Below are 26,135 nucleotides of genomic sequence, written 5' to 3'. Positions count from 1 at the left end.
CATGGGTAATTTTCGAGGAGATTATATCTCCCACTTTACACGACCAGTGCCCAAATGCTGGATTGATGACGATTGCTGTGAATCCAAACGGTACAACCCAGAATTGCTCTGGTTGTGGACAGAAAGTTCCAAAGGGAATACAAGACAGATGGCATTCTTGCCCTCATTGTGGACTGGAGCTAGACCGTGACCACAACGCGGCAATTAACATCAAGTATTTGGCGGTGGGACATCCCGTCAATAAAGCTCAGGAAACGCCCGATGGGATACCAGGGGTCACTGAGAAGCCCGCGCTCTATGCGTCAGCATGAGCGTCGGGAGTATGTCACGTTCGCGTCAAGAGTATGGCGAGGTTCAGTCGTCGCGATCGCCTTAGTTTTAGCCGGATGTACGGCGTCGGTAGACTCGCAACCGTCGGATTCTGGGGTTTCTAACGTCTTTCTTCTAGAAGACAGTTTCGAGAACCGACGGTTCGACGCCGAAGGAGAACGGGGATTTCGAGAACGCAGTTTGGCGGTGCGGCGACAACTGGCGCAAGAAGATTTAGCGGAACTGGATGAATGGTGGCGATCGCGCGATATTGGCGATCCCCATAAATACCTGCTTCCGCCAATGTTAGCGCAACTGAGCCTCACGCCACCGGAACAGCGAACCCCGATTTGGGACTTTTGGCGCAACCTGGAACGAGACGCCCCCGATTTGTACCATTTCCGCAGCCTCTACGACGTGCGGATTTTCTTCCTGTTTCGCGACGAACTTCCCGAGGACGTGCGAAACGCCTATCAAACGATGGTATCGAGTCCGCGAGTGTTGGAGTGGGGAGAAGGGGGAACGGAAAATCACATTTCCCAGCAGTATTTGTCCGGGTTGGCGTTGATGGACGCTAGTGGCTTTCCGGTGGCGAAGCCTCATCTCCTGGCGACGAACGAAGCTTGGTTGCGATCGGAGGTGTGGAAATATTTCACCATCGGACAGGGGGAGTTTCACTCCTCGACGTATTACGGCTTTACCATCGGAGCGTTGTTGAATCTCTACGATTTCGCCGCAACGCCTCATCTGCGAACCTGGGCGAAGGCGGGGTTGGATTGGTTGGCGACGAATATGGCGTTGCGGTTGAGTTGGGGAACTGCTGGCGGTGCGGAAAGTCGCGGCTTCGATCGCGGCACTTGGTACGATAGCGGTATCGGTGCGGTCGCTTGGATGTGGTGGGGATCGGACGAGCCGCAGGAGATCGATCGCATCGCCTCGCAAATGAGCGACAAACACTCGCGTTTAGCGATTCTGGCGGCGACGAGCAGTTATCGTCCCCCTCCGGAACTGAGAGCGATCGCCCTCAAAAGGGTTCCGCTTCCGTTTCAGTTGCGAGCCAGTCACCCCGCCTATTACAGCTATCGCGAAGACAATCAATTTTGGGAAACCTTCTACGCCACGGAAGATTACACCTTGGGAACCTTGGTAACGTCAGGTCGATCGTATCAGGTGCGGGGAACGATTAACGCTCAATACGCTACGTACAAACTGGTGGTGCGAGATGTGGAGGGTCGATCGAACGCTGTCGTCAGTTTGGGCGGAACCTATCATACCCCGATGGCCACGGGGCGCAGTCCCGGCGATCGCAAGGTTCAAGAAAAGGGAACGGTACTCTATCAGTTACGCCTCAACGAGCGCGATCGTCAAGCCAACGTTCCCGATCGCACCCATCTTGTCGTTCCGCGAGAATACGGCGAACCACAGCGTTTCGGCGATTGGTACGTTTGGCGCATCGAGAACGTTTGGCTCTGCGTGCGACCTTGGGGCGATACTGTAACCGTGGAAAATCCTGTTGTAGACGGGGACGAGAACTATTTGGCCTTGGTGGCGCAGGGAACGAATACCGCTTGGATTACCGACGCGGCCAGGGTTACAGACTATCCGACGTTCGATCGCCTTACCGAAGCGTTAGGGAAAACAGAAATTTCCGACGAAAACTGGGTCTCTGACGGCGAAATCGGCTACACCAGTTTAGCGGGCGATCGCCTCGAGATGCGTTATGCGCCCGATCGACCCGTTGCGGAGGCTACCATCAACGGACGCGATCGCGATCTCGGCCAAGTTCCCGTATTCGAGAGTCCCTACGTCAACCAAGACCTCGAGAGCGGCGTGTTGACCGTTCGAATTCCCGATTCTGGCTTGTGGAAACTCCGCCTGACTCCCAGTCAACCGATTTGGGAAACGTCGGATTAGTAAGGAATTCGGCGAGAAACCCGGTTGTTGGCGAAATTCAGTCAACCCACAGCGCGATTAACCCAAAACCATCTGTTCGTCTTCATCTAAGAGAGTTTGCGCCGCTTCGAGGATGTCGGAATGGATATCTTTGAGATCCTCGCGACTGTCGAGATAGAGGGTTAAGGCTTCAATGGGATCGACGTTGTTTCCGTGGTCGAAAGAGGCCATACGAGGGCGACTCAACTGGCTGACGAGTTCCGGTTGAATCGTGTAAGTATGGGCGGTTTTGAGTCGATCGTAGATCGCCGAGGAATCGATGCGATCGATCTGATCGGCGCGGAGTTTGTACCGCAGGCGCACCACCGCATCGTCGATGTTGTATTTCGCAATGGCGGCGAACAGCGTCTCTTGAGGATTGTCCGACTTCGACAAATCCACCGAAACCGTCACGAACGATCGCACCGGAAGCGCACAAAACTCCCAGCGACAGGAACCCGGTTCCACCTCAGCGATGACGTATCCCTTATCTTCCTTCTCTTCACTGAAATCCACCCGTTCGATGCTACCGGGGTAGATAACGGGGGGATCGTTGTTAGGATTGAGGTTTTGATGTTTGTGAACGTGACCGAGCGCCACGTAATCGAATTCCGGACGGATTAACAGCGACAGGGGAACGGTGAAACCTTTACTGACAGCGAGAAAGCGTTCGGCGCCGAATTTGGCTTTATCACTCATCAAGTGTCCCAGGAATACCGTGGGAATCGATCGATCGAGTTGGCGAATTTCCCCTTCGAGGGCGATTCGCAATCGATCGATCAGGAGTTGGTTCACCTCCGCTAAAGACAAACCGTCGGTTTCAGGCCGCGTCATCAAGGTTGACCGGGTAATCCAGGGTAACGCCACCACCTGAACCGGGCCGTTGCGCGTATCGATGCGGTGGGTTTGGAGTCGATCGGCGACGATAAACCGAGGAACAGCTAAAGTGCGGTAGATACACAAACTGGCGCTTCCCTGGCCTTGCGAATACTGATCGTGATTTCCCACCAGTAACACCGTGGGAATTTCCGCTTCCGCGAGGCGGCGAAACTGACGCGCGAAGGCTTCGGCCACATAAGGGGGAGGCGTAGCGTCGGGAAACGCATCGCCACCGAAAACCACGAGATCGACGGGTTCTTCGAGGGCGCGATCGATACAGCGACTCAGGGTCGAGACGAAATCCTGTAAGCGGGTATTGAGTCCGGTTTCCGGGTCCATGCGTCCGTGGGAAAACCCACTTCCGAGGTGAATATCGGACAGGTGGAGGAGTTTGACCATTGCGAGAACGAAACAGCGAGAACGAGATAACGACGGTGGCGCGACGGGAAATTAAGGGGGATAGCCTCGAAATCCCGACTGACTGCCACGTTCTAAATCTACCGTACAGATAACGGGTTCGATGTCAAAAAGACAGGTATAGGCGGCCAGGACGAGATCGGGTTGTTGTCGATCGAATACCCGCAGGTCGTACCGATGCGATCGCGCCACCAGTCCCATGTGGTTGACGAACTCGTACCGTTCGAGATAATCGCGCAAACTCCACAATTGGCGGTTGACGACGAGGTCGATGCGACGTTTTTGGGGATAGGCCAACCAGGTTTCGAGGAGTTTTCCGCCGAACTGGTCGGCCACCCACCACAAACTGGGTTCGGTCAATCCCGTTTGAGAAATGGTATCGCGACGAACCACTATCTCGGGATCGAGGCTTTCCGCTTCCAGGAGTTCCAGATTGAGGGGTTCGCGATCGGGAAGCAACACCTGACGCAGGCGATCGCTGGCGAACACCGGCCACAGGGACGCAGGACAAGTTGGGGAAATATAGGATTGTGCGTCAGCGCGATCGAGGGCGGTTCGCGCCGTCCACATCACAGCGATGGAGACGAGAACGACCCACGCTCGCTCAGAGAAGCGACGGTTTCGCCGTCGCGAGCGCAGCAGACACCAGGTCACAGTTTAGACGGGAGACTCTTCCGCAGTCGGGGGTTCGAGTTCTTCTGACGCTTCGACCTCTTCTGAAGTTTCGGGTTCGGCTTGCGGTTCGGGAGTCTCTTGAACTTCGGCGTCGTTTTCGGATGCAGTCGATTCGCTGGGTTCTGAGGGAACTTCAACGGCTTCGCTGGGTTCTGAGGGAACTTCAACGGCTTCGCTGGGTTCGGGAGTTTCGATCGTTTCCGATTCGGTTTCAGCTTGCTCCTCGGGAACTTCGGGAACGGCTTCAGTCGGAACTTCTTCCACCTCGGGTTCCGCTTCGGATTCCGCTTCGGATGCGGGTTCGGGGAGATTCGGTTCCTCCGTCGGCGTCACGTTTTCAGCCTCGGGTTCGAGGTCTTCAGCACTGGGAGGAAGTTCCAGTTTTTCCTGTTCTTCGGGGGAGGGTTCGATAATTTCGGGAAGGGGTTCTGTCGGCGGACGTAACGGTTCGGGTTCTTCGATTTCCGGTTTTTCGGGTTCGACGACGACGTTCGGATCGACAATCGCGAGTGCGTCTTCAGCCGACAGTTCTCCCGTGACTAATTTGGATAACGTATCGATACGATCGGGATCGTAAATAATTAGTTCGGCAGTTGTATTAAATGTTTTTTGAACGGGATCGCCTTTTTCGTCAATGAATTCGAGTTTGACCCAGTTTTTACCCCGTTTGAAGCCGGTTAGATAAAAAGGTTGCCATCGATCGGTGACGAAACTGTAGCCGTTGACGGTCGCTTTGACCCGCCAATCGGCGATGTCGTCTTCCTCAGATTCTTGCGCGACAATGTGAAGGGGAGCGTTCGTTAAATAGAAGTCGAGCAGAATCGGTTCGGCGCCGTAAGTGCCGCGAGGGCGGTTATACGTCAGCAGCGGCGCGTCCGGTTCGGGGGCGCGGGTTCCCGTTTTCGTATAAATATGGAAGGTCGTTTGAGCGTAAGCGCCTTCGTTTTTGAAGCTTTCGTGCCAGGGACGCACGGCGAAGGCTCTCAGAGTATGGGTTCCCGGCGAGAGTCCCTCGAGGGTGATGGGGGTGTCGAGGTCGTAAACGGCTCGTTCCGGTTTGTCGTCGAGGAACAGTTGGACGTAGGGTCCCAAGCCGAAGGTTTCGTTTTTGAAGACCGGAAGATCTTGTACGTTCAGGCGCACGGTGACGGTATCGTCGTCAACGATACTGTCGGCACGGGGGCTTTCGATAGAAACTTGGGGACGGTAGCGATCGAGGAGCGGGCGCAGTCTTTGGATGCTTTTCGGCGGCGACACTTCTGCCACTTGCGGCGTTCGCTCGACTGCCTCAGACGTCGCTCTGGGGCGAGTTCCCGTTTCCACCACGAGTTCCGGTTCTCCGCAACTGGCCAGACCTAGCGCCAACAGGATAGAGAGTTGGAACGCCAGCAGACTTTTCCAAACGGATCGGCGATGGCTTTGATTTTGCACGCCTTACACGCTCCCTCAACACGACAATACCCGTCAGATCGACCGAACGGACTTGTCAGACACTATACCGGAAAATGTCCGTCCCGTCGCAGGTTTGGGGAAATCTGCCCCCGGCTCCACTGCGATCGGACGCTAACTCGGGGGGAACGATTATATATACGCTTATATATAATGATGAAGATCGACTTCTCTCGATTATTATTTCGTTTTATTAAATCAATTTAATTTTTGTAAACATCTAGCAATTCAGCTTGACTTTTGGGGCTGACATCGTTAGTCAAACTTCCGAAATTTATTAAAATTTTCGTTTGAATTATTCCAACAGAAGACCTATAATCACAAACATACATTCTTAGCTATGACTTCAGGGGATTCAAATCGGCTCTAAACAGAGGTTTAGACTCGAGGCAATCCCCGTCTCTCTAACATGAAGCTGACTGCAAGCGACGTAAAAGATAAAAAACTCAACATGGGGTTAACAAATCCCAACATTTCGGTATCCAATTATAGAGAGACGGGAGAATCTTCCGTGAAGATAGCTGAGGATATTGCTGTCCTCGTTACTGGTCTAGAGAGAGGAGAGACTCGATGACGATTAGTCCCCCGGAGCGGGAGGCAAAAGTCAAGGTTTCGGTTGATACGAACCCGGTTCCGACTTCCTTCGAGAAGTGGGGCAAACCCGGACACTTCGATCGAACTTTGTCTCGAGGTCCCAAAACCACCACCTGGATTTGGAACCTCCATGCTGACGCTCATGATTTCGACAGTCAAACCAGTGACTTACAAGAAGTTTCGCGCAAAATTTTCAGCGCGCACTTCGGTCAACTGGCAGTCATTTTCATCTGGCTGAGCGGTGCGTACTTCCACGGCGCTCGCTTTTCCAACTACGAAGCCTGGCTGAGCGATCCGACGGGCATCAAGCCCAGCGCTCAAGTCGTCTGGCCGGTTTTCGGTCAAGAAATCCTGAACGCCGACGTCGGCGGTGGATTTCACGGCATTCAAATCACCTCTGGTCTGTTCCAACTGTGGCGGGCTAGTGGGATTACCAACGAATTCCAACTGTACTGCACGGCCATCGGTGCCTTAGTCATGGCGGCACTGATGTTGTTTGCGGGTTGGTTCCACTACCACGTAAAAGCTCCGAAGCTGGAGTGGTTCCAAAACGTGGAGTCCATGCTGAACCACCACCTGGCAGGTCTGCTGGGATTGGGTTCTCTGGCGTGGGCCGGTCACCAAATCCACGTTTCGCTGCCCATCAACAAGCTGCTGGATGCAGGCGTGGCGCCGCAGGACATTCCCCTGCCGCACGAATTCATTCTCGATAGCAGCAAAATGGCCGAGTTGTACCCCAGCTTTGCCAAAGGGCTGACCCCCTTCTTCACCCTGAACTGGGGCGAATACGCAGACTTCCTGACTTTCAAAGGTGGCTTGAACCCTCAAACGGGCGGTCTCTGGCTGAGCGACACGGCACACCACCACTTGGCGATCGCCGTGCTGTTCATCATTGCCGGACACATGTACCGCACCAACTGGGGTATCGGTCACAGCATGAAAGAACTGCTGGAAGCTCACAAAGGCCCCTTCACCGGTGAAGGACACAAAGGTCTCTACGAGATTCTGACCACCTCTTGGCACGCGCAACTGGCGATCAACCTCGCCATGATGGGATCGCTGAGCATCATCGTGGCGCATCACATGTATGCGATGCCCCCGTATCCGTACATTGCGACGGACTACCCGACTCAGTTGTCTCTGTTCACGCACCATATGTGGATTGGAGGCTTCCTCGTCGTGGGTGCGGGCGCACACGCTGCCATCTTCATGGTGCGCGACTACGACCCGGCGAAAAACGTGGATAACCTGCTCGATCGGGTAATCCGCCACCGGGATGCCATCATCTCTCACCTCAACTGGGTCTGTATTTTCCTGGGCTTCCACAGCTTCGGTCTGTACGTCCACAACGACACCATGCGTGCCTTCGGACGTCCCCAGGATATGTTCTCCGACACGGGAATCCAACTGCAACCGATTTTCGCGCAGTGGGTTCAACACCTTCATACCTTGGCGCCGGGTAACACGGCTCCCAACGCTTTAGCGAGCGTGAGTCCTGCCTTTGGAGGCGATGTCGTCGCCGTCGGCGGTAAAGTCGCCATGATGCCCATCACCTTGGGTACGGCGGACTTCATGGTTCACCACATCCACGCCTTCACGATTCACGTGACGGTGCTGATCCTGCTCAAAGGCGTTCTGTTCGCCCGTAGCTCTCGTCTGATTCCGGACAAATCCGAGCTGGGCTTCCGCTTCCCCTGCGACGGTCCCGGTCGCGGCGGTACCTGCCAAGTTTCTGGTTGGGACCACGTCTTCCTGGGTCTGTTCTGGATGTACAACAGCCTTTCGATTGTGATTTTCCACTTCAGTTGGAAGATGCAGTCGGACGTTTGGGGTACCGTTGCTGCTGATGGTTCGGTATCTCACATCACCTACGGCAACTTCGCCCAAAGTGCCATCACCATTAACGGATGGCTGCGTGACTTCCTGTGGGCGCAAGCATCGCAAGTCATCGGTTCTTACGGTTCTGCCCTGTCTGCATACGGTCTGATGTTCCTGGGCGCTCACTTCGTGTGGGCCTTCAGCCTGATGTTCCTGTTCAGCGGACGCGGCTACTGGCAAGAGCTGATCGAATCGATCGTTTGGGCGCACAACAAACTGAAAGTCGCTCCTGCGATTCAACCCCGTGCTTTGAGCATCATTCAAGGTCGCGCGGTTGGCGTCGCCCACTACCTGTTAGGAGGTATCGCCACCACTTGGGCGTTCTTCCTGGCACGGATCATTTCGGTAGGATGATACTGGAACGCATCTCCTTGTAGGACTTATGGCAACGAAATTCCCAAAGTTTAGCCAAGATTTGGCGCAAGATCCGACCACACGGCGGATCTGGTATGGGATTGCCACGGCTCACGATTTTGAAAGTCACGATGGCATGACGGAGGAAAATCTTTATCAAAAGATTTTCGCTTCCCACTTCGGCCACATCGCCATCATCTTTCTGTGGACCTCGGGCAACCTGTTCCACGTCGCTTGGCAAGGCAACTTCGAGCAGTGGATTAAAGATCCCCTCAACGTCCGTCCCATCGCTCACGCGATCTGGGACCCCCAGTTCGGTCAAGGTGCCGTTGACGCCTTCACGCAAGCCGGTGCGTCCAACCCCGTGAACATTGCCTACTCGGGCGTGTATCACTGGTGGTACACCATCGGCATGCGGACGAACGCCGACCTCTATCAAGGGTCGATCTTCTTACTCCTGTTAGCAGCCGTGATGCTGTTCGCAGGTTGGTTGCACCTGCAACCGAAATATCGTCCCAGCCTTTCCTGGTTCAAAAACGCCGAATCTCGCCTGAACCACCACCTGGCAGGTCTGTTCGGTGTCAGCTCTCTGGCTTGGACCGGTCACCTGGTACACGTTGCAATTCCCGAATCTCGCGGTCAACACGTGGGTTGGGATAACTTCCTGACGACGCTGCCTCACCCGGCGGGCTTAGCGCCCTTCTTCACCGGAAACTGGGGCGTGTACGCCCAAAACCCCGACACGGCGAACCACATTTTCGGTACGTCTGAGGGTGCGGGAACCGCAATCTTGACCTTCTTGGGTGGCTTCCACCCGCAGACCGAGTCCCTGTGGCTCACGGACATGGCTCACCACCACTTGGCGATCGCCGTCATCTTCATCGTGGCGGGTCACATGTACCGGACGAACTTCGGAATCGGTCACAGCATCAAAGAGATTCTGGGCGCTCACAATCCCCCGCAAGGTACGCCTTTCGGTGGAGCCCTCGGTGCCGGACACAAAGGTCTGTACGACACCATCAACAACTCTCTGCACTTCCAGCTCGGTCTGGCGCTGGCGTCTCTGGGGGTCATCACCTCCTTGGTCGCACAACATATGTACTCGCTGCCTCCCTACGCTTTCATGGCGAAGGACTACACGACGATGGCGGCGCTGTACACCCACCACCAGTACATCGCTGGTTTCCTGATGGTCGGTGCGTTCGCTCACGGCGCGATCTTCTTCGTCCGTGACTACGACCCCGAAGCTAACAAAAACAACGTTCTGGCTCGCATGCTGGAACACAAAGAGGCGCTGATCTCTCACCTGAGCTGGGTGTCTCTGTTCCTGGGCTTCCACACCCTGGGTCTGTACGTTCACAACGATGTAGTGGTTGCTTTCGGCACCCCCGAGAAGCAAATCCTCATCGAACCCGTATTCGCACAATGGATTCAAGCGGCTCACGGTAAAGCCCTCTACGGCTTCGACGTGCTGCTTTCCAACGCCGACAGCATTGCAACCACCGCTTGGCCCAACAACGGCAACGTTTGGCTGCCCGGTTGGCTCGATGCCATCAACAGCGCGGGTGCGAGTACTCCCTTCCTGACCATCGGCCCTGGAGACTTCTTAGTCCACCACGCGATCGCACTGGGTCTGCACACCACGACCTTGATTCTGGTCAAAGGTGCTTTAGATGCTCGCGGTTCCAAGCTGATGCCGGACAAAAAAGACTTCGGTTACAGCTTCCCCTGCGACGGTCCCGGCCGTGGCGGTACCTGCGACATCTCCGCCTGGGATGCTTTCTACCTGGCAATGTTCTGGATGCTCAACACTCTGGGCTGGCTGACCTTCTACTGGCACTGGAAACACCTGGCTGTGTGGCAAGGTAACGTGGCTCAGTTCAACGAGTCGTCCACCTACTTGATGGGATGGTTCCGCGACTATCTGTGGCTGAACTCGTCTCAGCTCATCAACGGTTACAACCCGTTTGGTGTCAATAACCTGTCGGTTTGGGCTTGGATGTTCTTGTTCGCTCACCTGGTTTGGGCAACGGGCTTCATGTTCCTCATCTCCTGGCGTGGGTACTGGCAAGAACTCATCGAAACGCTGGTGTGGGCGCACGAGCGCACGCCTCTGGCGAACCTGGTTCGCTGGAAAGACAAGCCGGTGGCTCTGTCCATCGTGCAAGCTCGCCTCGTGGGTCTGGCTCACTTCACTGTGGGTTACATCTTCACCTACGCTGCGTTCCTGATTGCTTCGACGGCTGGTAAGTTCGGTTAATCTGAACCCCTCCGTTAGGTGATTGAAAAAGCCCCCTTTGCTCCTTCGGGAGCGAGGGGGTTTTTTAAGCGAACAGCGAACAGTTAGCAGTGTTTCAGTTGGGAGTACGTCACTTTATTTCTAATTGCTGTCGCTTTCGATTTGGGCTTGGTGTTCGCAGTGAAAGCCCCTAACTTGCCAGGCTTCGATATTGATGTCAGTGAGGGGGGTTTCTTGTTGGCAGGAAGGGGTATAGATTTGACTGATGACTGCCCAAAGTAGACTGCGCGTTACGTCTAAAATTGTTTTTATAAATAATTCCGTATTGCCGGGAACGCCGATTTCGGGGACGATATCGGGTTCGACCCAGATTCCGTGGGCGCCGAGGAGGATTTGCGCCAGCCAAAGCGATCGCGGTAAGTGACTGGCAGAGGTCACGAGGCTGACTTTGCCAACCCCCCATCGTTTTAATATCGGGACGCCGTAGTAAAAATTGCCGAAGGTCGATCGCGCGCAGTTTTCTAACCAGACATTATCCATCGGGGCGTTGTCTCGTTGGAAAATGAGATAAATACAGGGCGGTTTCGAGCCGGAGGAAATTAATATCGGCATTTCGGGGTGCGATCGCGCGTATCGTGAAATATAGAGTTCTCGTTTAATACTGCCGCCGAGAACGAATACCGCATCGACGGGAGACTTGGCCTGTTGGTAGGCTCGGATAAATCCTTTCCCGACGACGAGGAGTAACGCCAACAACAATCCCAGGCCGACAGCAAACAACCAGCATCGACGCGATCGATCGAGATAGGGCAAAGACATCCAAATGAGGTATGGTTAAAGGCTTAGTTTCTTAGAGAGGGCGGTGGGACGAAGCGAATGTCCCCGTTGGGTTGTTGTTCGACACGCGCTCCCAAGTTTTCCAATTCCGTTATCGCACGCTGGCGCACGCGATCGTCAACGGCGTTCTTGTAGACTTCTTGCCATCCGACAAAGAGAGCTTGGACGCTATCGGGGTTGTCCTGTAAGTATTGTGCCATTTGCCCGAACCGTTCCGCTGAGGAGGAGGAACCTGCCTCTTTCGCCCATTCAGCAGCAAGTTTGTAAGACTCGATCGCCCCGTCAATATCGCTTAACAACAAAAACCGATCTAACCCCTGTAGTAACGGCACGATAAAGGCGTTGTCGTGAATTTCTGGCGATATAGCGTCGATTCCTCGATCGAGGAGTTCGACAGTTTTTTCGGGTTGACCTTGACAGTAAGAGACCCCTGACGGAATAAAAATATACGGTATCAAAAACCGGGGATCGCGTTTCGTGACGATCTCGAAATAGCGATCGCTCAAATTGCATCCCGTTTGTTGTCGGGCTTTCTCGTCGCCGAAATATTGTAAATATCGTAAAAATACCCAATCCGCTACGAGATTGTCGAATCCCAAAGTTGGCGATCGATCGAGTAGTTCCAAGTGAATCTCCGCCTGTCGTTCCGCTCGTACCGGATCGATATCCCGACTCGAAACGCCATCGAGACGAGTCCACTGCATAGCGATCGCTCCAGCGGCAGCAACCCCCGCAACGACCAGCTCGATGGGAAACCGAAATTGCTGCTGACCTTGTTTCATGACCGAACACCAAAGCACTTCTTCCAGAATAGATCGCGAGATTGCGATCGAGGACACTGGGCGAACCGCTACAGAATTGATACATTGAACAAGAGAGCCGAAATACTCTAGAAAAATTTTTCTTTCGAGAGCCTACGTTCGCGATTGCATCGATCCCTCGGTTGTGCCGACGCCTATCGTTTCCTCGAGTGGGAAATCGGCACCCTCGAAGGAGTTGTCGAACCTCCGACAACTGCCCTCGAACTCAGGTGACAGTGGATTCGCGCCAATTCCCCCTTCTGAGATTCGGGAATTTGACGCACTTACCCTGTAGGTCAAGATAGCTCTACTCGCGCTCGTTCGGTTTGACCGATTTGTAGACCCCGTTACTCCACGCGATCCTGCATGAACCGCCTATCAGACCTGTCTTCTTGGAATAAAGCTGCCGCGATCGGCGGCGCGATCGTCACCACCACCCTGTCTCTTCTCAGTCCCACCTGGAGCCGCAGCAGTTACGCGGCCCTCGAAACCAGTCCGAAAGCCGTCCTCGACGAAGCTTGGCAAATCGTCAACCGCGATTACGTCGATGGCGAGTTCAATCAAAACGATTGGCACGCCGTTCGCCAAGATTTGCTCGCTCGCGAGTATACTTCTCGCGAACAGGCTTACGCGGCGTTGCGTCGGGCGTTGTCGCGACTCGACGATCCCTATACGCGCTTTCTCGATCCTGAAGAATTCGAGGCGCTCAACAACCAAACCTCGGGCGAACTGTCCGGGGTGGGATTGCGTCTCGAACGCAACGATCGCGAGGGGACTCTGACGGTCATCGAACCCCTGCCGAACTCTCCTGCCAGTCGGGAAGGGCTGCGTCCGGGGGATCGTATTATTGCCATCGACGGCGACACGACCAGCGAGATGACGGTCGATCGCGCGGCGGAACTGATTCGCGGGGCGGTGGGAACTCCTGTCACCCTCAGCATCTCCCGCAACGGGCGGCAATTCGATCTGACGCTGGTGCGCAGTCGCATCGAACTCCCGGCTGTGACCCATACGCTTCGTTTGGAAGGGGACACTCGCATCGGTTACATCCGTCTGAGCGAGTTTAGTTCTCACGCTCACGAACAAATGTATCGGGCGATCGAGGATCTGAAAGCGGAGAACGTGGATGCCTTCGTTCTCGATTTGCGAGGCAATCCCGGCGGACTCCTCGACGTGAGCGTGCAAATTGCCCGGATGTGGCTCGATCGCGGCTCGATCGTGCAGACGGTCGATCGCTACGGCAACCGCGAAAATATCGAAGCGACTCGTACCGCGTTGACGGAACGCCCGCTGGCGGTTCTCGTGGACGGTCATTCCGCCAGTGCCAGCGAAATTCTAGCCGGGGCGTTGCAGGATAACGGTCGCGCCACCGTCATCGGCACTCAGACGTTTGGTAAAGCCCTGGTGCAATCGGTTAATTCCCTCTCTGACGGGTCAGGACTCGCCGTTACTGTAGCCCACTACTACACGCCCCAGGGGACGGATATCAGCCATCGCGGCATCTCCCCCGATCTTCGAGTTGACATGACGGGAGAGCAAGAATTGCTGCTGAGCGTCGATCCCGAGTTGCTCGGCACTCATTCCGATCCCTGTTACGCTCGGGCGATCGACTTGCTGCAAACGCAAGTTCCCATCGCCTCGAATCATTAATTACAATTGAGGTAGAAAATTGATTTAGGCTCAAATTTGATTTTGTCAAGTCTAATCAACAAAATTTAATGTTTGAGTTTTGCCCTCGCCCTCAAAGGTGTTGCGTTGTTCGGTGGCGGGGGCTTTTTCCTGTTTATACGGAATCCGTTTTCGACAAGCTGGGTTTCAAGAAGGGTTGGGATTGTCAGGTTAGGCAAAACCAGTATTTGAAATTCGGATTCCGTATGATATCGTCTCGAGGCGATTGTATACGCGAATTCTCTTCGATCCGATGTCCCAACTGTGTTTTGGTAAGCCTGAACCCCCGGTCATTTCAAATGATAATTTGAGACGTGGATTCGATATGAAACAAATTAGAGACTCGATCGAACAACCTTAAAACTAAACTTTACCAGGACTTACAGAGAAATCGGGTTTTGGGTGCATCTCAAAAATGTAAATTTATCAGATCGGAGTCTCTGCACTGTCTCTGCACTGAATTGAGCTTTTGTTGGGTTTCGCTATCGCTCCACCCAACCTACCGCAAACGCATATTTTTACAAAAGTGAGATGCACCCTCGGGTTTTTAACAAAATTCCGTTATTTCAGTGCAAAAGCCGGAACGAAAAATCAGGTTTCTTGAGTTACGAGTGGGTCAATCCTATTAAAAACTAAACCGGAAAAATTTTTGAGAGTCGAATTTACGGAAACAATGGCTCTATGGATTACTCATCGCCATCTATGGCATATTTTACCTGATTGCGTCCGCTGTCTTTCGCTTCATACAAAGCATTATCAGCCAGCTCAATTAAATGGTTGGGAGAGATATCGTGACGGGGAATCACCGTGGCGACGCCCAAGCTTAAAGTCACAAAATCGGACACCGGCGAAACCGCATGGGAAATTTGTAACGACTCAACATTTTTTCGCATTCGCTCGGCAATATTCACAGCGGGATATCTCGATGTGTTGGGGAGTATGGCGGTGAATTCTTCGCCTCCGTATCGCGCTACAAAATCTGAGGCGCGTTTCACCGAACGAGCCAAAGTTTGAGCCACTCGCCTCAGACATTCATCCCCCGAGACGTGACCGTAATAATCGTTAAATTTTTTAAAATAATCGATATCGATTAGGATTAACGACAGGGATTCTGTCGCACGTTGCGCTCGCCTCCATTCTTTCTCTATAACGGTATCAAACTGGCGACGGTTGGGAATTTCGGTTAATCCGTCAATTGCCACAAGACGTTCTAACAGTTCTTGTTTTCGCTTCAGGCTGAGGTGAGTTTTTACTCGGGCTAATAATTCTCGATGTCCGACGGGTTTGGTGATATAATCGACCCCTCCAGAATTAAAGCCTTTCACTTTACTATCTTCATCGTTCAAGGCTGTCATGAAGAGAATGGGAATGTTGCGAGTCGAGGGTTCTGATTTCAAGCGGTAACAAGTTTCAAACCCATTCATATCAGGCATCATTACATCTAATAAAATTAGGTCGGGCTTGGAAAACATAGCTCGCTTAATTCCCATTTCCCCGTTGCGGGCAGAAATAATAGTAAAACCTTCTTGTTTTAAGGCATCAATGATAACTTTGATATTCGTGCTATCGTCATCAACGACTAATACGATATCATTTTCTTTATCGTTTTCCATGATACAATCCCTGAATGCCTTGGCACTGCGCCGGTTATCTATGATAGCATCATCGATCGATATATTCATTCAACAAGTCTAAAATTGGCTCGTCTTCTAATTTGAGAGCGTATTTTCGAACCGTCCGAACAAAAGCACCATACTGACGATCGATCTGTTCTATTTCATTAACTTTGGCTTGTACTCTCTCCATATCTCCAAACATGGTTAATTCATAAAGGGCTTTTAATTCGGCTTGGGGAGGTGGAACGATAGATTCAGTATAAATGGCCTCGAAGGATTCCGATATATCTCGTTCGGGTTCTGTTGTTGCGTAAACCCACTCGAGATTTAAAGCGTCTTCTAGAACTGAAAGCAATTGTTCGGAATCGATGGGTTTAGACAAAAAGGCTTGACATCCTAGATTTAACGTTTTTTCTCGATCGAGTTCAAAAACGCTCGCGGACACTACGCCGATCGGTACGTTTTTTAATTCTGGGATTTCGCGAATTGTTTTTACCATTTCAAAGCCATTGATTACAGGCATAACTAAATCGGTCAAAACAAAATCGGGAGGCATAGATTTTACTTTTTCTAGACCTTCTTTTCCGTCTTTAGCTAAGATAATTTCAAAGCCAAGGGGGTCGAGCAGATCGAGTAAAACCATGCGATTTTCTATGCGATCGTCTACTACTAAAATTTTACGGCGTTTTCCTTGATAACCGACGATTTGATGAAGGTCGAGTTGTGCGGTGGGATTCGTGGTTTTGCATAATGCGGCAGGTAAGGTAATTTCAAAGCAAAAGGTCGAACCTTTTCCGAGTTCGCTTTGAACCTCAATTTCTCCTCCCATAAGGTTGACGAGTTGTCGAGTAATCGTCAATCCTAACCCCGTTCCTTCGGCTCGTTGGTTGGCCTCGCCCACCTGCTCGAAGGGTTTGAAAATTGTATCGATTTCTTCGGGAGGAATGCCAACTCCGGTATCTGTGATTTCAAAGCGAAGTTTTAAATATTGACGATCGCTTTTGGTTTGGCGGTCGATATTTTTAACTTTTAGGGTAACAGTTCCATGGGGTGTAAACTTCACAGCATTGCTTAACAGATTGAGTAAAACTTGACGCAGGCGTTTTTCATCGACTTCAACGCCAAGAGGCAATCCTTTTTCTTTTTCAAAGACTAATTGAATATCTTTTTGATGGGCGGCTATTCTCATGACACCCACGAGGTTGTTGAGAAACTCTGGAAAATTGACATCTTGGGGATAAAGTTCGATTTTGCCGGCTTCAATTTTGGCTAGGTCGAGAACATCGTTGATGAGGGTTAATAAATGCTGTCCGCTGTGATAAATAATGTTTAAACCATCTTTTTGAGTCCTGTCTAGGTCGGGTTTGTGTTTGAGGATTTGTGCGTAACCGAGAATGCCGTTGAGAGGAGTGCGAAGTTCGTGGCTCATATTGGACAAAAACGTACTTTTGGCTTGATTAGCAACTTCGGCTTTTTCTTTAGCAATTAACAATTCGGCGGTTCGCTCTTCAACTCGTTGTTCTAAGGTGCTAAATAGGGTTTGCAAATCGTTAGCCATGCGATTGAAAGATTGAGCCAATTCTCCGACTTCATCGGTTCGATCGATATCTACGGTTTGATTTTGTTCCCATTGTCCTTGACTCATATTTTTGGCGGCTTGGTTTAATTTTGAAATCGGACGGGTAAGCCAACGTGCGGTCAAGATACCTAAAGTTGTGGCGATAATTAAAGCTAAAAGACATAGGGCAATAGTGATTCTTATGTTCCTATACATTTCTCCCATAAAGGCGATTTTAGGGACGATAATCACAATCGTCCAGTTGGGGCTGGGGATTTCAGGATTTGAGGATTTTAAGGGAATTGTTCGCATCCAGTATTTTTGGTGATTTAGGCTGAATTGCAAGCGTCCCGATCGATTGTTATCTGGAGGGAGGTTTTGCCAGTGATGGCTTGCAAATGCGATGACTGAATCGCGGCTTTGGCTCGGTTTCAACCGCTGGAACGTTCCATAATAGTTTTCGATGTCGCCCTTTGTGTATTCAGGAAGGAGAAATAGCGGCTCGTCAACTGAGTTTGCGATAAGTTTTCCGGCTTCGTCAATTAGAACAATTCGACAACCTTCGCAAATGTTTAGAGATTGCAAAAAATCCTGTAGTAGTGTCAAGTCTACGTTGACGGCCAAAACGCCCTGTAACTTGCCTTCTTCATCGAAAAATGGGGCGTAGTTACTCACGCCTAATGTTGGGGTTTTTCCAATTTGAAAGGGGTTCGTCCAACCGAGGGTTCGATCGCGCACTGCACCGCGATACCACGGACGCTCTCGAACGGGGAATTTTTCGATCGAAAATACCTCTTCGCTGGGATGGCCTTCTTCGTCCAAAAAGGTGATAATCAAGCGATCGATGAGGTTCGGATCGTTATAGGAATATTGAATGTAGTCTCCATCTGGATATTGCGAATATCCTGTTAGACTCAAGCGGTGAACGACTTGAAACGTTCCATCTGGTAAACCCAAGAGAACGGAACTTATGGTTTCAAATTGCTTCAGGCGTCTCCAGAGGAGTTGTTTGATTTTCTCTTGATTGTTTAAAGGAATTTCTTCACGGCGAACGGCTTCAAGGTTCAGTTTATTAATTTCGATGGCGACCTGAAGCTCTTGTTGAATATATAAGGTTACTCGCGCAGCTACTTCGGTCATCAAGCTATCTGAGAGGTTTTCGACCGCCTGCTTGCCACTGCGATAGGATAAATAACCGACTAAGCCAACGCTTCCGAGGAGTTGCAACAGGAAGGGAATGACTAATACTGTGCAAATCGACAGTTTAGGAAAGATTGACCGTTTGTCGGGTTTCGTGTCAGCCATTTTAGTGTTGCGGAGTCAATCGCCTATAGAGGCGAACGGTCGTTCGCCCCTGTGGTTTCGTTTTAAGTTGACTTTTTGACTAAAATTTAATCGACTGAATGGATTTTTTGAGTGGGAATTTTATGATATAGTAAAATTCTGGCTTCTTTAATACCTATCTCAAACAAGAAACAACGTTTAAATAAATCAAGTTTTCCCAAAAGGAGCTGGTTTCGGATGGATGGTCTGGCAATATCAAATAGGTTGTGCGATCGCCGGCGGGTAAAAAGGAAACTGGGAAACGGTAAAGGCGCACTGAAATAAAGGTTTCAGGATTTTTAGCTGTGTTTGAAACGGAGTAGTCTCGAGACTACTCCGTTCGCGGAAAGGGGGCTTACGCTTTTGTAAAGCCCAATCCGTTTTCCTGGGCGTAACGTTCCATAAAGCGCATGAAGCGATCCCATTCCGCTACAGACTTGATCGCCAAAATAGCTTCGAGGGCTTCGGGTTGACCGTTGACGAACTTTCCTTTAACTTCTCTCGTCACCAGTTCGCCTTCTTCGTCGATCATATACATCCCCGTGATTTCTTCTGCGAAATCTTGTTCGAGGGCGTTGGGTTTTTCAAAATAAAAAATCGCGCGTCCGTTGGTTCCGTCTTTCGATCGCGTCAAACGCACGTCGGGAACGATTTCTTCTTTAACACCTCTTGCAAACTCGATATGAGCCATAAAGCCACCATAAACAACTCTGTGAGGAAGAACGCAATCGGGCTATAACATCGAGATCGATCGTCAACTGCAACGGTTCGATCGAGCCGTTTATGGATAATGCAATTGTGCGATCGATCGACCTGCAATCTCCTGCGACGGCGTAACTCCCGCAAACTTCAAGTTAACACAGTCGGCGGCCTTGACGATAGGTCGTTGAAAGGTGGCGAGGAAGGACTTGAGTAATCTGCTGTTTCTGGAATTATCGCATCGTTAACGGCAACCCAAGGGCAAATTCTCTACGATCCCTCTAGAATATCGTCGAGTTCTTGACCTTCGGGGAGTTCGACGAAGACGCGATCGCCGGCTCGAACGCCGTCGAGAATTTGTACGCGATCGCCGAGGGTGGGTCCGATGGTGACGGGTTGAAATTCGGCGCGATCGCCCTCCTCGGGAACCAACACCCCAGTTTCGCCGCGACGGGTGACGATGGCGCGAATGGGTAACACTAAGGCGTCGGAGAGTCGATCGCCGAGAAAGGTCAAATCCACGTTCATCCCCGATCGCAGTTGGTCTTCGCCCGTGAGAACGTCCAAACGCACCTGAAATAGCGTCACGTCTCGTTCTTCGATGGCTTCCGGGGCAATAATCTTAACTCGTCCTTCAAATACCTCGTCTGGATAAGCGTCGGCGACGATTTCCACGGACTGGCCGGTGTAGACTTGGCTGATATCCGCTTCGGGAACCTTCGCCAAGACTTCCAACCCCTTGGCTAAGGCGACGATGGAGGTGGAAGTAGCGGAACTCACGTTAGAGGCGGAGGTGGCTGGGGTGACGAAGGCGCCTTCGTCGGCGTAGCGTTGGGCGATAATCCCCGGAAAGGGTGCTCGAACTCGCGTGTCTTCCAACTGCACTTCGTAATATTGCACTTGGGCTTCGGCTTCCATGACATCAGCTTGGGCGGCGGCGATGTCTTCGGGGCGAGTTCCGTTAAGTAATTCGTCGAGGCGGCTTTGGGCTTCTTCGAGGGAGGCTCTGGCGGAGGTGACTTCGGCTTCGGCGCGATCGATCTCTTCGGTTCGGGCGCCGTTTCGCAACCGTTCTAATCGCCGTCGGGCTTCTTGGGCGGAGGCGCGAACCTGTTGCAAACTGGCGCGGGCGCGGCGTTCTTCGTCGATAGCGCGATCGAGATCCTGTCGAGAAATCGCGCCGTCTCGATACAGTTGTTGGTTGCGGCGCACGTCTTGTTGAGCCAACGCCAGGCGCGATTCGACTTCCGCAACAGCGGCGTCGGCGCGTTCGACGGCGGCTTCAGCTTCGGCGATGTCTTCGCGGCGACTTCCGGCGCGAAGTTCCGCCAGTTGTGCTTGCGATCGCTGTAACTGCGATCGCGCTTGACGCACCCCCGCCCGGGCGCGATCGATCTCTTCGGGGCGGGCGCCGTTTTCCAATTCCGCTAAGTTCGCCCGGGCGCGATCGAGTCGGGCTTGGGCTTGCGCCAGTTGTGCGGCGACTTCCTGGCTTTCCATTTGGGCGACGACTTCTCCTCGAGAAACGCGATCGCCCTGTTCGACGAACAGACGTTCGAGGCGCCCTTGTACTTTCGGGCTGAGGTTGACGCGCTGTTCCGGTTGTACTTCTCCGGTGGCTTCAATTTGTACCGTCACGTCGGCGGCTTCTACGGGAACCGTGAGTTCTGTGAGATTTTCGATTTGAGCGGTGGGGTTTCGCCGCGAGACGATGGCGACTGTACCGACACCGAGAACGCCCGCAGTGACGAGTCCGGCGATCCAAGGGGTAGGATTGTTGAGTTTTCCAACGATCGGAAGCTGCATAAATATACCGGACATCTGTGGACGAACCAATTCAACGAAATAGACCTTCTCGATCTTGGTATACCAAATTCTCAAAGAGAGGGTTTCGAGCGAAAACTGGTAAGGCGAGTGGGAGGGATGTGTCAGTTTTTCAACTGGCTGAGTTCGACGTGCTATCGTTTTCTATTCCATTGTAGATAAGGCATCTCGCCATCTCCAAGGGCAAAAACCCGCGAAGGAGACGGGTTTTCCGAACGGGGCAACCTTGCGGCCAAGACGGCGATCTCGTTGAGTTTAATTCTTGTCTAACGGATAGTTTTTGGCTGGAAACTTTTAAAATTTACGTCCAAAACGATAGCGTTTCCTTGTCTTAAAAATATACTGATTTTTTAAGTTTCTCGAACGACGAGAGGCGATCGATTCTGCGATTTCGGTCTTTGACGAACGCTCGATCGACTTTCCACGCCCTCGATCGAAAAGATTTTTTACCACAAAACACATATTAAGTCAATAGTTTTTTCGATATGTTTCGCTTCGTTACGAGCGATCCCCGGATGCTGGTAGAAGGCAAACCCGACTTGATAGCATCGTAAGAATCTCGAACGATAAGGCGAGCGCCCGAGAAGGGGGCGATCGAAAACATGGAGATCGAATGTCTGCCCTATGGCGTCGGTCATACAAACGAAGGTATTAGTTTGTGGGTGCGAATCGGCCCCCATCGCGTCCTGCTCGATTGTGGACTGGAAACCTTAGACCCTCTCATTTCAGAAGACGGCCGCCTGCGCGTAGCCGACTCTGTTATCTGTACCCACGCCCATGCTGACCACGCCCAGGGACTGTTGCCCCTGCATCGCATCGCGCCGCACCTCCCCATCTACGCCAGCGAAATCACGGCGGAGTTGTTGCCGCTGAACTGGCTGGAGGAGGAAAAAGTGCCGTCCTTTTGTCAGGGATTGCCTTGGCGAACCCCAGTCGAGATTGCAGAGGATTTGTGGGTAGAACTGTTTCCCGCCGGACATCTTCCGGGGGCGTCGGTGGTACGGTTGACCTATCACGGTCGCGATCGCACCTATTCAGTGGTGTATACAGGAGACTTTCTCCTGTCCAACTCTCGCTTAGTAGACGGGTTGCCCCTAGAAGAGTTGCGAGGTTGGCATCCCGACGTTCTCATCAGCGAAGGGAGCTACGGCACCGCCCGCTATCCCAAACGGCGCACCCAGGAAAACCAACTAGCAGAGCGGATCGATCGCGCTCTCAACGAAGGTTACGGGATTCTCATGCCCGTTCCGAGGCTGGGCTTGGGACAAGAACTGTTAATGTTACTGCGATCGCACCACCACTTTACCGGGCGAGAGATCGATTTGTGGGTTGAGGAGAGCGTGGCGGCGGGGTGCGATGCCTATCTCGAAATTTTGCCCCACCTGCCCACCTCCGTACAGAACTTCGCCCGTCACCAACCCCTATTTTGGGACGATCGCGTGCGTCCGCACATGAAGCGTCTAACCGCGATCGATCTACCCCAACTCCGCGACGCCCCTTGTATCGTCTTAACCGATCTCGATACTGACTTAACCCCTTACTGTGAGGCGATCGATCGAAACTGGCTGGTACTGCGTCCCCTCACTCCCGGCTATCCCATCCCCGAAAGCAGCATCGACGAACTGCCCAACCTGCGCGTCGAAACCTACCTTCTCAGCGAACATTGCGATCGCTCCGGCACCACCCAACTCATCCACAACCTGCGTCCCCAGCACGTCGTTTTCGTCCACGGTTCCGCCAACTATCTCGCCGATCTCACCAACCTCGAAGAACTGCGAAACCGCTACCAACTCCACTATCCCTCCGTGGGCAAACTGGTGGAACTGCCCTTACGAGAACAGCGTCCCCAAGCCGAACTCCCCGATAGTCACTACGAAGGAGAACTGACCGAACAGGAGGCTTATATTACCATCACCTTACCCCCGTCATTGGCTCGCGATCGTCGCTGGCAAACCTTCGCCGACACCGGACTCGTGGAAACGCGCTGGCAGGGGGACGAACTGGTACTGCGGGGGTTATCGCAGCGGGAACTGCTCGATCGCGATCGATACGTTCCGCCCCATCTCGCCTGTTGTGCCAACTGTCGCTACTACCGGGGACAGCGATGTTTCAACCCCGACTCTCCCCTTCACGGGTTTAAAGTCACTCCCGACGGGAGTTGTCCGGTGTTTCAGCCCGTTGAGGAGGAGATGGATTGAGGGGATGATGGGGAGAAGGGGAGAAGGGGAGATTTCACATCATCCGGTCATCACATCATCTCCTCATCACTTCTTAAAGCACCTCGCGCCCTAAATAGGGTTGCAGCACCTCGGGAACGCGAATCGTGTTGTCCGGTAACTGGTAGTTTTCCAAAATTGCCGCCATCGTGCGACCGATCGCAAGTCCCGAACCGTTGAGAGTGTGGGCGTATTGGGTTCCCTTTTTCCCTTTTTCCTTGAAGCGGATATTACCCCGTCGCGCTTGGAAATCACCGAAATTCGAGCAACTGGAAATTTCGCGATAGGTTCCCGAGGCGGGCAACCATACCTCTAAGTCATAACACTTGTTGGCGCCGAAGCCCAAATCTCCCGTACAGAGTTCGATGACGCGATAGGGCAGTTTCAACGCCTGTAAAATCGCCTCAGCATCTCGAACTAACGATTGATGTTCCTCTTGGGAGGTTTCCGGACGCACCACTTTCACCAATTCCACTTTATTGAACTGGTGCAGTCGAATCAATCCTCGAGTGTCTTTCCCGTAGCTTCCGGCTTCGCGACGGAAACAGGGGGTATAGGCGCAGTGGTAAATGGGTAACTCGTCAGAGGAGAGGATTTCGTCGCGATAGAGGTTAGTGAGGGGAACCTCCGCCGTCGGCGTTAACCAAAGGTCGTCTGAGTCGCATTTGAAGCTTTCTTCGGCGAATTTGGGCAATTGTCCCGTGGCTTGTAACGAGGCGCTGTTGATGAGGAAGGGGGGAATGACTTCCGTGTATCCGGCGGCGATTTGTCGGTCTAGCATGAAGCTAATCAGCGCCCGTTCTAAGGCTGCGCCAGCGCCGAGAAGGGCGACGAAGCGACTTTGGGCGACTTTTACGGCGCGATCGACCGCTAGAATCCCCATTTTTTCCGCGATATCCCAATGGGGCAGAATTTTCTCGTTGTCGGGTTTGTGTTGGTCTCCCCAACGGCGAATTTCCACGTTTTCCGTTTCGTCTTTTCCGGCTGGCGTGGAATCGCTGGGAAGGTTGGGAAGGTTTAGCAACAGGGTTTCGAGTTGGCTTTTGAGTTCCTTCTCTTGAGGTTCGAGGGCGCCGAGTTGCGTTTTAACCTGGTTTCCTTCTGCTTTGAGGTTTTGAATCTCTTCGCCTTTGGGGTCGCTTCCGGATTTGATTTTTTGTCCGATCGCTTTCCCGATTTCGTTGCTGCGGGCTTGCAGTTGCGATCGCTGCGTTTCTAAGTCCCGTTGTTGGCGATCGAGTTCGACGATCTCCGTAATATCGTAGCCGTTACCGCGCAGAGCGAGTTGGTCTCGGACGGCTTCAGGGTTGTCTCGGATGAGTTTGATGTCTAGCACGATTCGCGAAGAGGTAAATAAAATCTTTCAATTGCCGATAAAAGTTAAGCTATCAGGTTTTGCACTCGTTCCGCATCTGTTCGATCGCCTGGATTTGTAAAGTTGGCGCGATCGCCGACGAGAAATCAGAAAGCCGCTCGGTATCCTAGTATTACCTTAATCCGCGAGAAGGCTCACGTTGTAATCTTTGATTCAACGTTGAGATGAATCGCGGCAACACCTGTGGTACAATCGCGCCAAGTGACTCAATGGTGTCATGCTGGTATTTGAGGCCAAGCTAGAAGGAGCCAAAGACCAGTACGAACGGCTAGATGAGGCTATTCGGACGGCTCGGTTTGTTCGTAACAGTTGCCTGAGATATTGGATGGACAACAAGGGAGTTGGACGGTATGAACTAAGCGCCTATTGTGCGGTTCTTGCCCAAGAGTTTCCTTGGGCAAAAAAGCTGAACTCAATGGCTCGTCAAGCCTTGGCGGAACGAGCCGGGTCAGCTATAGCTCGCTTCTACGAGAACTGCAAGAAAAACCATCCCGGCAAAAAAGGGTTCCCTAAATTCAAGAAGCATAAAACTCGCGATTCAGTTGAGTACAAAACCTCAGGTTGGAAGCTGTCAGAGGATAGAAGGACGATTACCTTTACTGACGGATTCCAGGTGGGCAGCTTCAAAATGTGGGGGACTCGTGACTTACATTTCTACCAGTTAAAGCAGATTAAGCGGGTGAGAGTGGTCCGTCGCGCTGATGGATACTACGTTCAGTTCTGTATCGACCAAGAGCGCCTGGAGAAACGAGAAGCGACCGGAAAAACGGTCGGGTTAGATGTCGGACTGAATCATTTCTACACCGACTCAGACGGTCAGACCGTGGAAAATCCCAGAAACCTAAGAAAGTCTGAGAAAGCTCTCAAACGCCTTCAACGTCGATTATCTAAAACCCAGAAAGGGTCTAAGAATCGACAGAAAGCTAGAAATCGATTCGCGAGAAAGCATCTCAAGGTAAGTCGGCAGCGTAAAGACTTTGCCGTCAAAACGGCATTGTGCGTCGTCCGGTCTAACGACTTGGTCGCCTATGAGGACTTGAACGTGCGAAACATGGTAAAAAACCATAATCTCGCTAAATCGATCTCCGATGCTGCCTGGTCAACGTTCCGCCAGTGGGTGGAGTATTTCGGTAAGGTGTTCGGGGTAGCAACGGTTGCTGTTGCTCCCCAGTACACGAGCCAGAATTGCTCTAACTGTGGGGAGAACGTTCAAAAGTCTCTATCAACGAGAACCCACCGCTGTCCTCATTGTGGTTTGGTCATTGATAGAGATTGGAATGCAGCCATCAATATCCTTGAATTAGGATTGCGTACCGTAGGGCATACGGGAACTAACGCCTCTGGAGATATCGACCTCTGCCTTGGTGGGGAAACTCCTCAAGGTAAGTTGAGTCGTGGAAAGAGGAAACCTCATCAGTGATGGTGGGAATCCCACGCTATATTCTTTGAATTAGCGTGGGAGGATGTCAATTATTGCTCGAGAGTTTTTGAAT

17 protein-coding genes are annotated in these 26,135 nt (G+C 52.2%); 7 read left to right on the top strand and 10 right to left on the bottom strand.

From position 1 onward, the window contains the following. The first annotated feature begins 8 nt into the window (after positions 1 to 8). Together ACP5D4_RS01005 and ACP5D4_RS01000 are read left to right on the top strand one after the other, a co-directional pair. A complete protein-coding gene (locus ACP5D4_RS01005) occupies positions 9 to 311 on the top strand; it encodes a zinc ribbon domain-containing protein (protein WP_428009751.1) in 303 nt (100 codons plus the stop codon). Then, the gene (locus ACP5D4_RS01000; RefSeq protein ID WP_428009748.1) at positions 298 to 2,223 is read left to right on the top strand and encodes a hypothetical protein; all 1,926 of its coding nucleotides are present in this window, start codon (positions 298 to 300) and stop codon (positions 2,221 to 2,223) included. The genes ACP5D4_RS01005 and ACP5D4_RS01000 overlap by 14 nt, the downstream gene beginning before the upstream one ends. 57 nt (positions 2,224 to 2,280) lie before the next feature. Here ACP5D4_RS01000 and sbcD read toward each other — a convergent pair whose 3' ends face one another. The 3 genes from sbcD to ACP5D4_RS00985 are packed head-to-tail and all read right to left on the bottom strand — an operon-like array spanning position 2,281 to position 5,643. Beyond that, a complete protein-coding gene (gene sbcD / locus ACP5D4_RS00995; RefSeq protein ID WP_428009747.1) occupies positions 2,281 to 3,519 on the bottom strand; it encodes an exonuclease subunit SbcD in 1,239 nt (412 codons plus the stop codon). 51 nt (positions 3,520 to 3,570) lie between these two features. After that, positions 3,571 to 4,191 carry a hypothetical protein gene (locus ACP5D4_RS00990; protein WP_428009746.1) on the bottom strand — a complete coding sequence of 207 codons (621 nt, stop codon included), beginning with the start codon at positions 4,189 to 4,191 and terminating at the stop codon, positions 3,571 to 3,573. Between the two features lie 3 nt (positions 4,192 to 4,194). Continuing rightward, positions 4,195 to 5,643, bottom strand: a complete 1,449-nt coding sequence (locus ACP5D4_RS00985; protein WP_428009745.1) for a hypothetical protein — start codon at positions 5,641 to 5,643, stop codon at positions 4,195 to 4,197. Positions 5,644 to 6,231: 588 nt separating this feature from the next. Between ACP5D4_RS00985 and psaA the strand changes: the two genes are divergently transcribed. After that, positions 6,232 to 8,487 carry a photosystem I core protein PsaA gene (psaA, locus tag ACP5D4_RS00980; protein WP_428009744.1) on the top strand — a complete coding sequence of 752 codons (2,256 nt, stop codon included), beginning with the start codon at positions 6,232 to 6,234 and terminating at the stop codon, positions 8,485 to 8,487. Between the two features lie 28 nt (positions 8,488 to 8,515). After that, on the top strand, positions 8,516 to 10,747 hold the full coding sequence (gene psaB / locus ACP5D4_RS00975; protein WP_428009743.1) for a photosystem I core protein PsaB: 2,232 nt from the start codon (positions 8,516 to 8,518) through the stop codon (positions 10,745 to 10,747). Between the two features lie 120 nt (positions 10,748 to 10,867). Here the strand turns inward: psaB and ACP5D4_RS00970 are convergent, their stop codons facing one another. Both ACP5D4_RS00970 and ACP5D4_RS00965 read right to left on the bottom strand, forming a co-directional pair. Next, positions 10,868 to 11,545 (bottom strand): YdcF family protein, encoded by a 678-nt coding sequence (locus tag ACP5D4_RS00970; protein WP_428009742.1) that lies wholly within the window; start codon positions 11,543 to 11,545, stop codon positions 10,868 to 10,870. Positions 11,546 to 11,568: 23 nt separating this feature from the next. Beyond that, positions 11,569 to 12,345, bottom strand: coding sequence for a hypothetical protein (locus ACP5D4_RS00965; RefSeq protein WP_428009741.1), 777 nt, complete (start codon positions 12,343 to 12,345; stop codon positions 11,569 to 11,571). 384 nt (positions 12,346 to 12,729) lie between these two features. Here ACP5D4_RS00965 and ctpB point away from each other — a divergent pair, with 384 nt between their 5' ends. Then, entirely contained in the window at positions 12,730 to 14,013 is a 1,284-nt protein-coding gene (gene ctpB, locus ACP5D4_RS00960) for a carboxyl-terminal processing protease CtpB (protein ID WP_428009740.1), read from the top strand. A 704-nt stretch (positions 14,014 to 14,717) separates the two neighbouring features. On the opposite strand, the gene ACP5D4_RS00955 is transcribed toward ctpB, so the two are convergent. The 4 genes from ACP5D4_RS00955 to ACP5D4_RS00940 all read right to left on the bottom strand — a co-directional run bounded on the left by ACP5D4_RS00955 (position 14,718) and on the right by ACP5D4_RS00940 (position 21,048). Beyond that, positions 14,718 to 15,644, bottom strand: a complete 927-nt coding sequence (locus ACP5D4_RS00955) for a diguanylate cyclase (RefSeq protein ID WP_428009739.1) — start codon at positions 15,642 to 15,644, stop codon at positions 14,718 to 14,720. Positions 15,645 to 15,693: 49 nt separating this feature from the next. Next, complete coding sequence (locus ACP5D4_RS00950) at positions 15,694 to 18,510, bottom strand: ATP-binding protein (RefSeq protein WP_428009738.1); 2,817 nt, start codon at positions 18,508 to 18,510, stop codon at positions 15,694 to 15,696. 373 nt (positions 18,511 to 18,883) lie between these two features. After that, positions 18,884 to 19,219 carry a photosystem II reaction center protein Psb28 gene (psb28, locus tag ACP5D4_RS00945; RefSeq protein ID WP_428009737.1) on the bottom strand — a complete coding sequence of 112 codons (336 nt, stop codon included), beginning with the start codon at positions 19,217 to 19,219 and terminating at the stop codon, positions 18,884 to 18,886. Positions 19,220 to 19,497: 278 nt separating this feature from the next. Next, on the bottom strand, positions 19,498 to 21,048 hold the full coding sequence (locus tag ACP5D4_RS00940; protein WP_428009736.1) for an efflux RND transporter periplasmic adaptor subunit: 1,551 nt from the start codon (positions 21,046 to 21,048) through the stop codon (positions 19,498 to 19,500). A 605-nt stretch (positions 21,049 to 21,653) separates the two neighbouring features. Between ACP5D4_RS00940 and ACP5D4_RS00935 the strand changes: the two genes are divergently transcribed. After that, a complete protein-coding gene (locus tag ACP5D4_RS00935) occupies positions 21,654 to 23,249 on the top strand; it encodes an MBL fold metallo-hydrolase (protein ID WP_428009735.1) in 1,596 nt (531 codons plus the stop codon). Positions 23,250 to 23,322: 73 nt separating this feature from the next. Here the strand turns inward: ACP5D4_RS00935 and serS are convergent, their stop codons facing one another. Then, the gene (serS, locus tag ACP5D4_RS00930; RefSeq protein ID WP_428009734.1) at positions 23,323 to 24,603 is read right to left on the bottom strand and encodes a serine--tRNA ligase; all 1,281 of its coding nucleotides are present in this window, start codon (positions 24,601 to 24,603) and stop codon (positions 23,323 to 23,325) included. A gap of 256 nt (positions 24,604 to 24,859) precedes the next feature. Here serS and ACP5D4_RS00925 point away from each other — a divergent pair, with 256 nt between their 5' ends. Further along, on the top strand, positions 24,860 to 26,062 hold the full coding sequence (locus ACP5D4_RS00925) for an RNA-guided endonuclease InsQ/TnpB family protein (RefSeq protein WP_428009733.1): 1,203 nt from the start codon (positions 24,860 to 24,862) through the stop codon (positions 26,060 to 26,062). Positions 26,063 to 26,135 lie beyond the last annotated feature (73 nt).

It is taken from the genome of Baaleninema sp. (assembly GCF_049974805.1).
In the GTDB taxonomy this organism is placed as follows: Bacteria; Cyanobacteriota; Cyanobacteriia; order Cyanobacteriales; family Geitlerinemataceae; genus Baaleninema.
The sequence above is the reverse complement of the archived record's forward strand: the minus strand, read 5'-3'. Positions and strand labels throughout refer to the sequence as shown.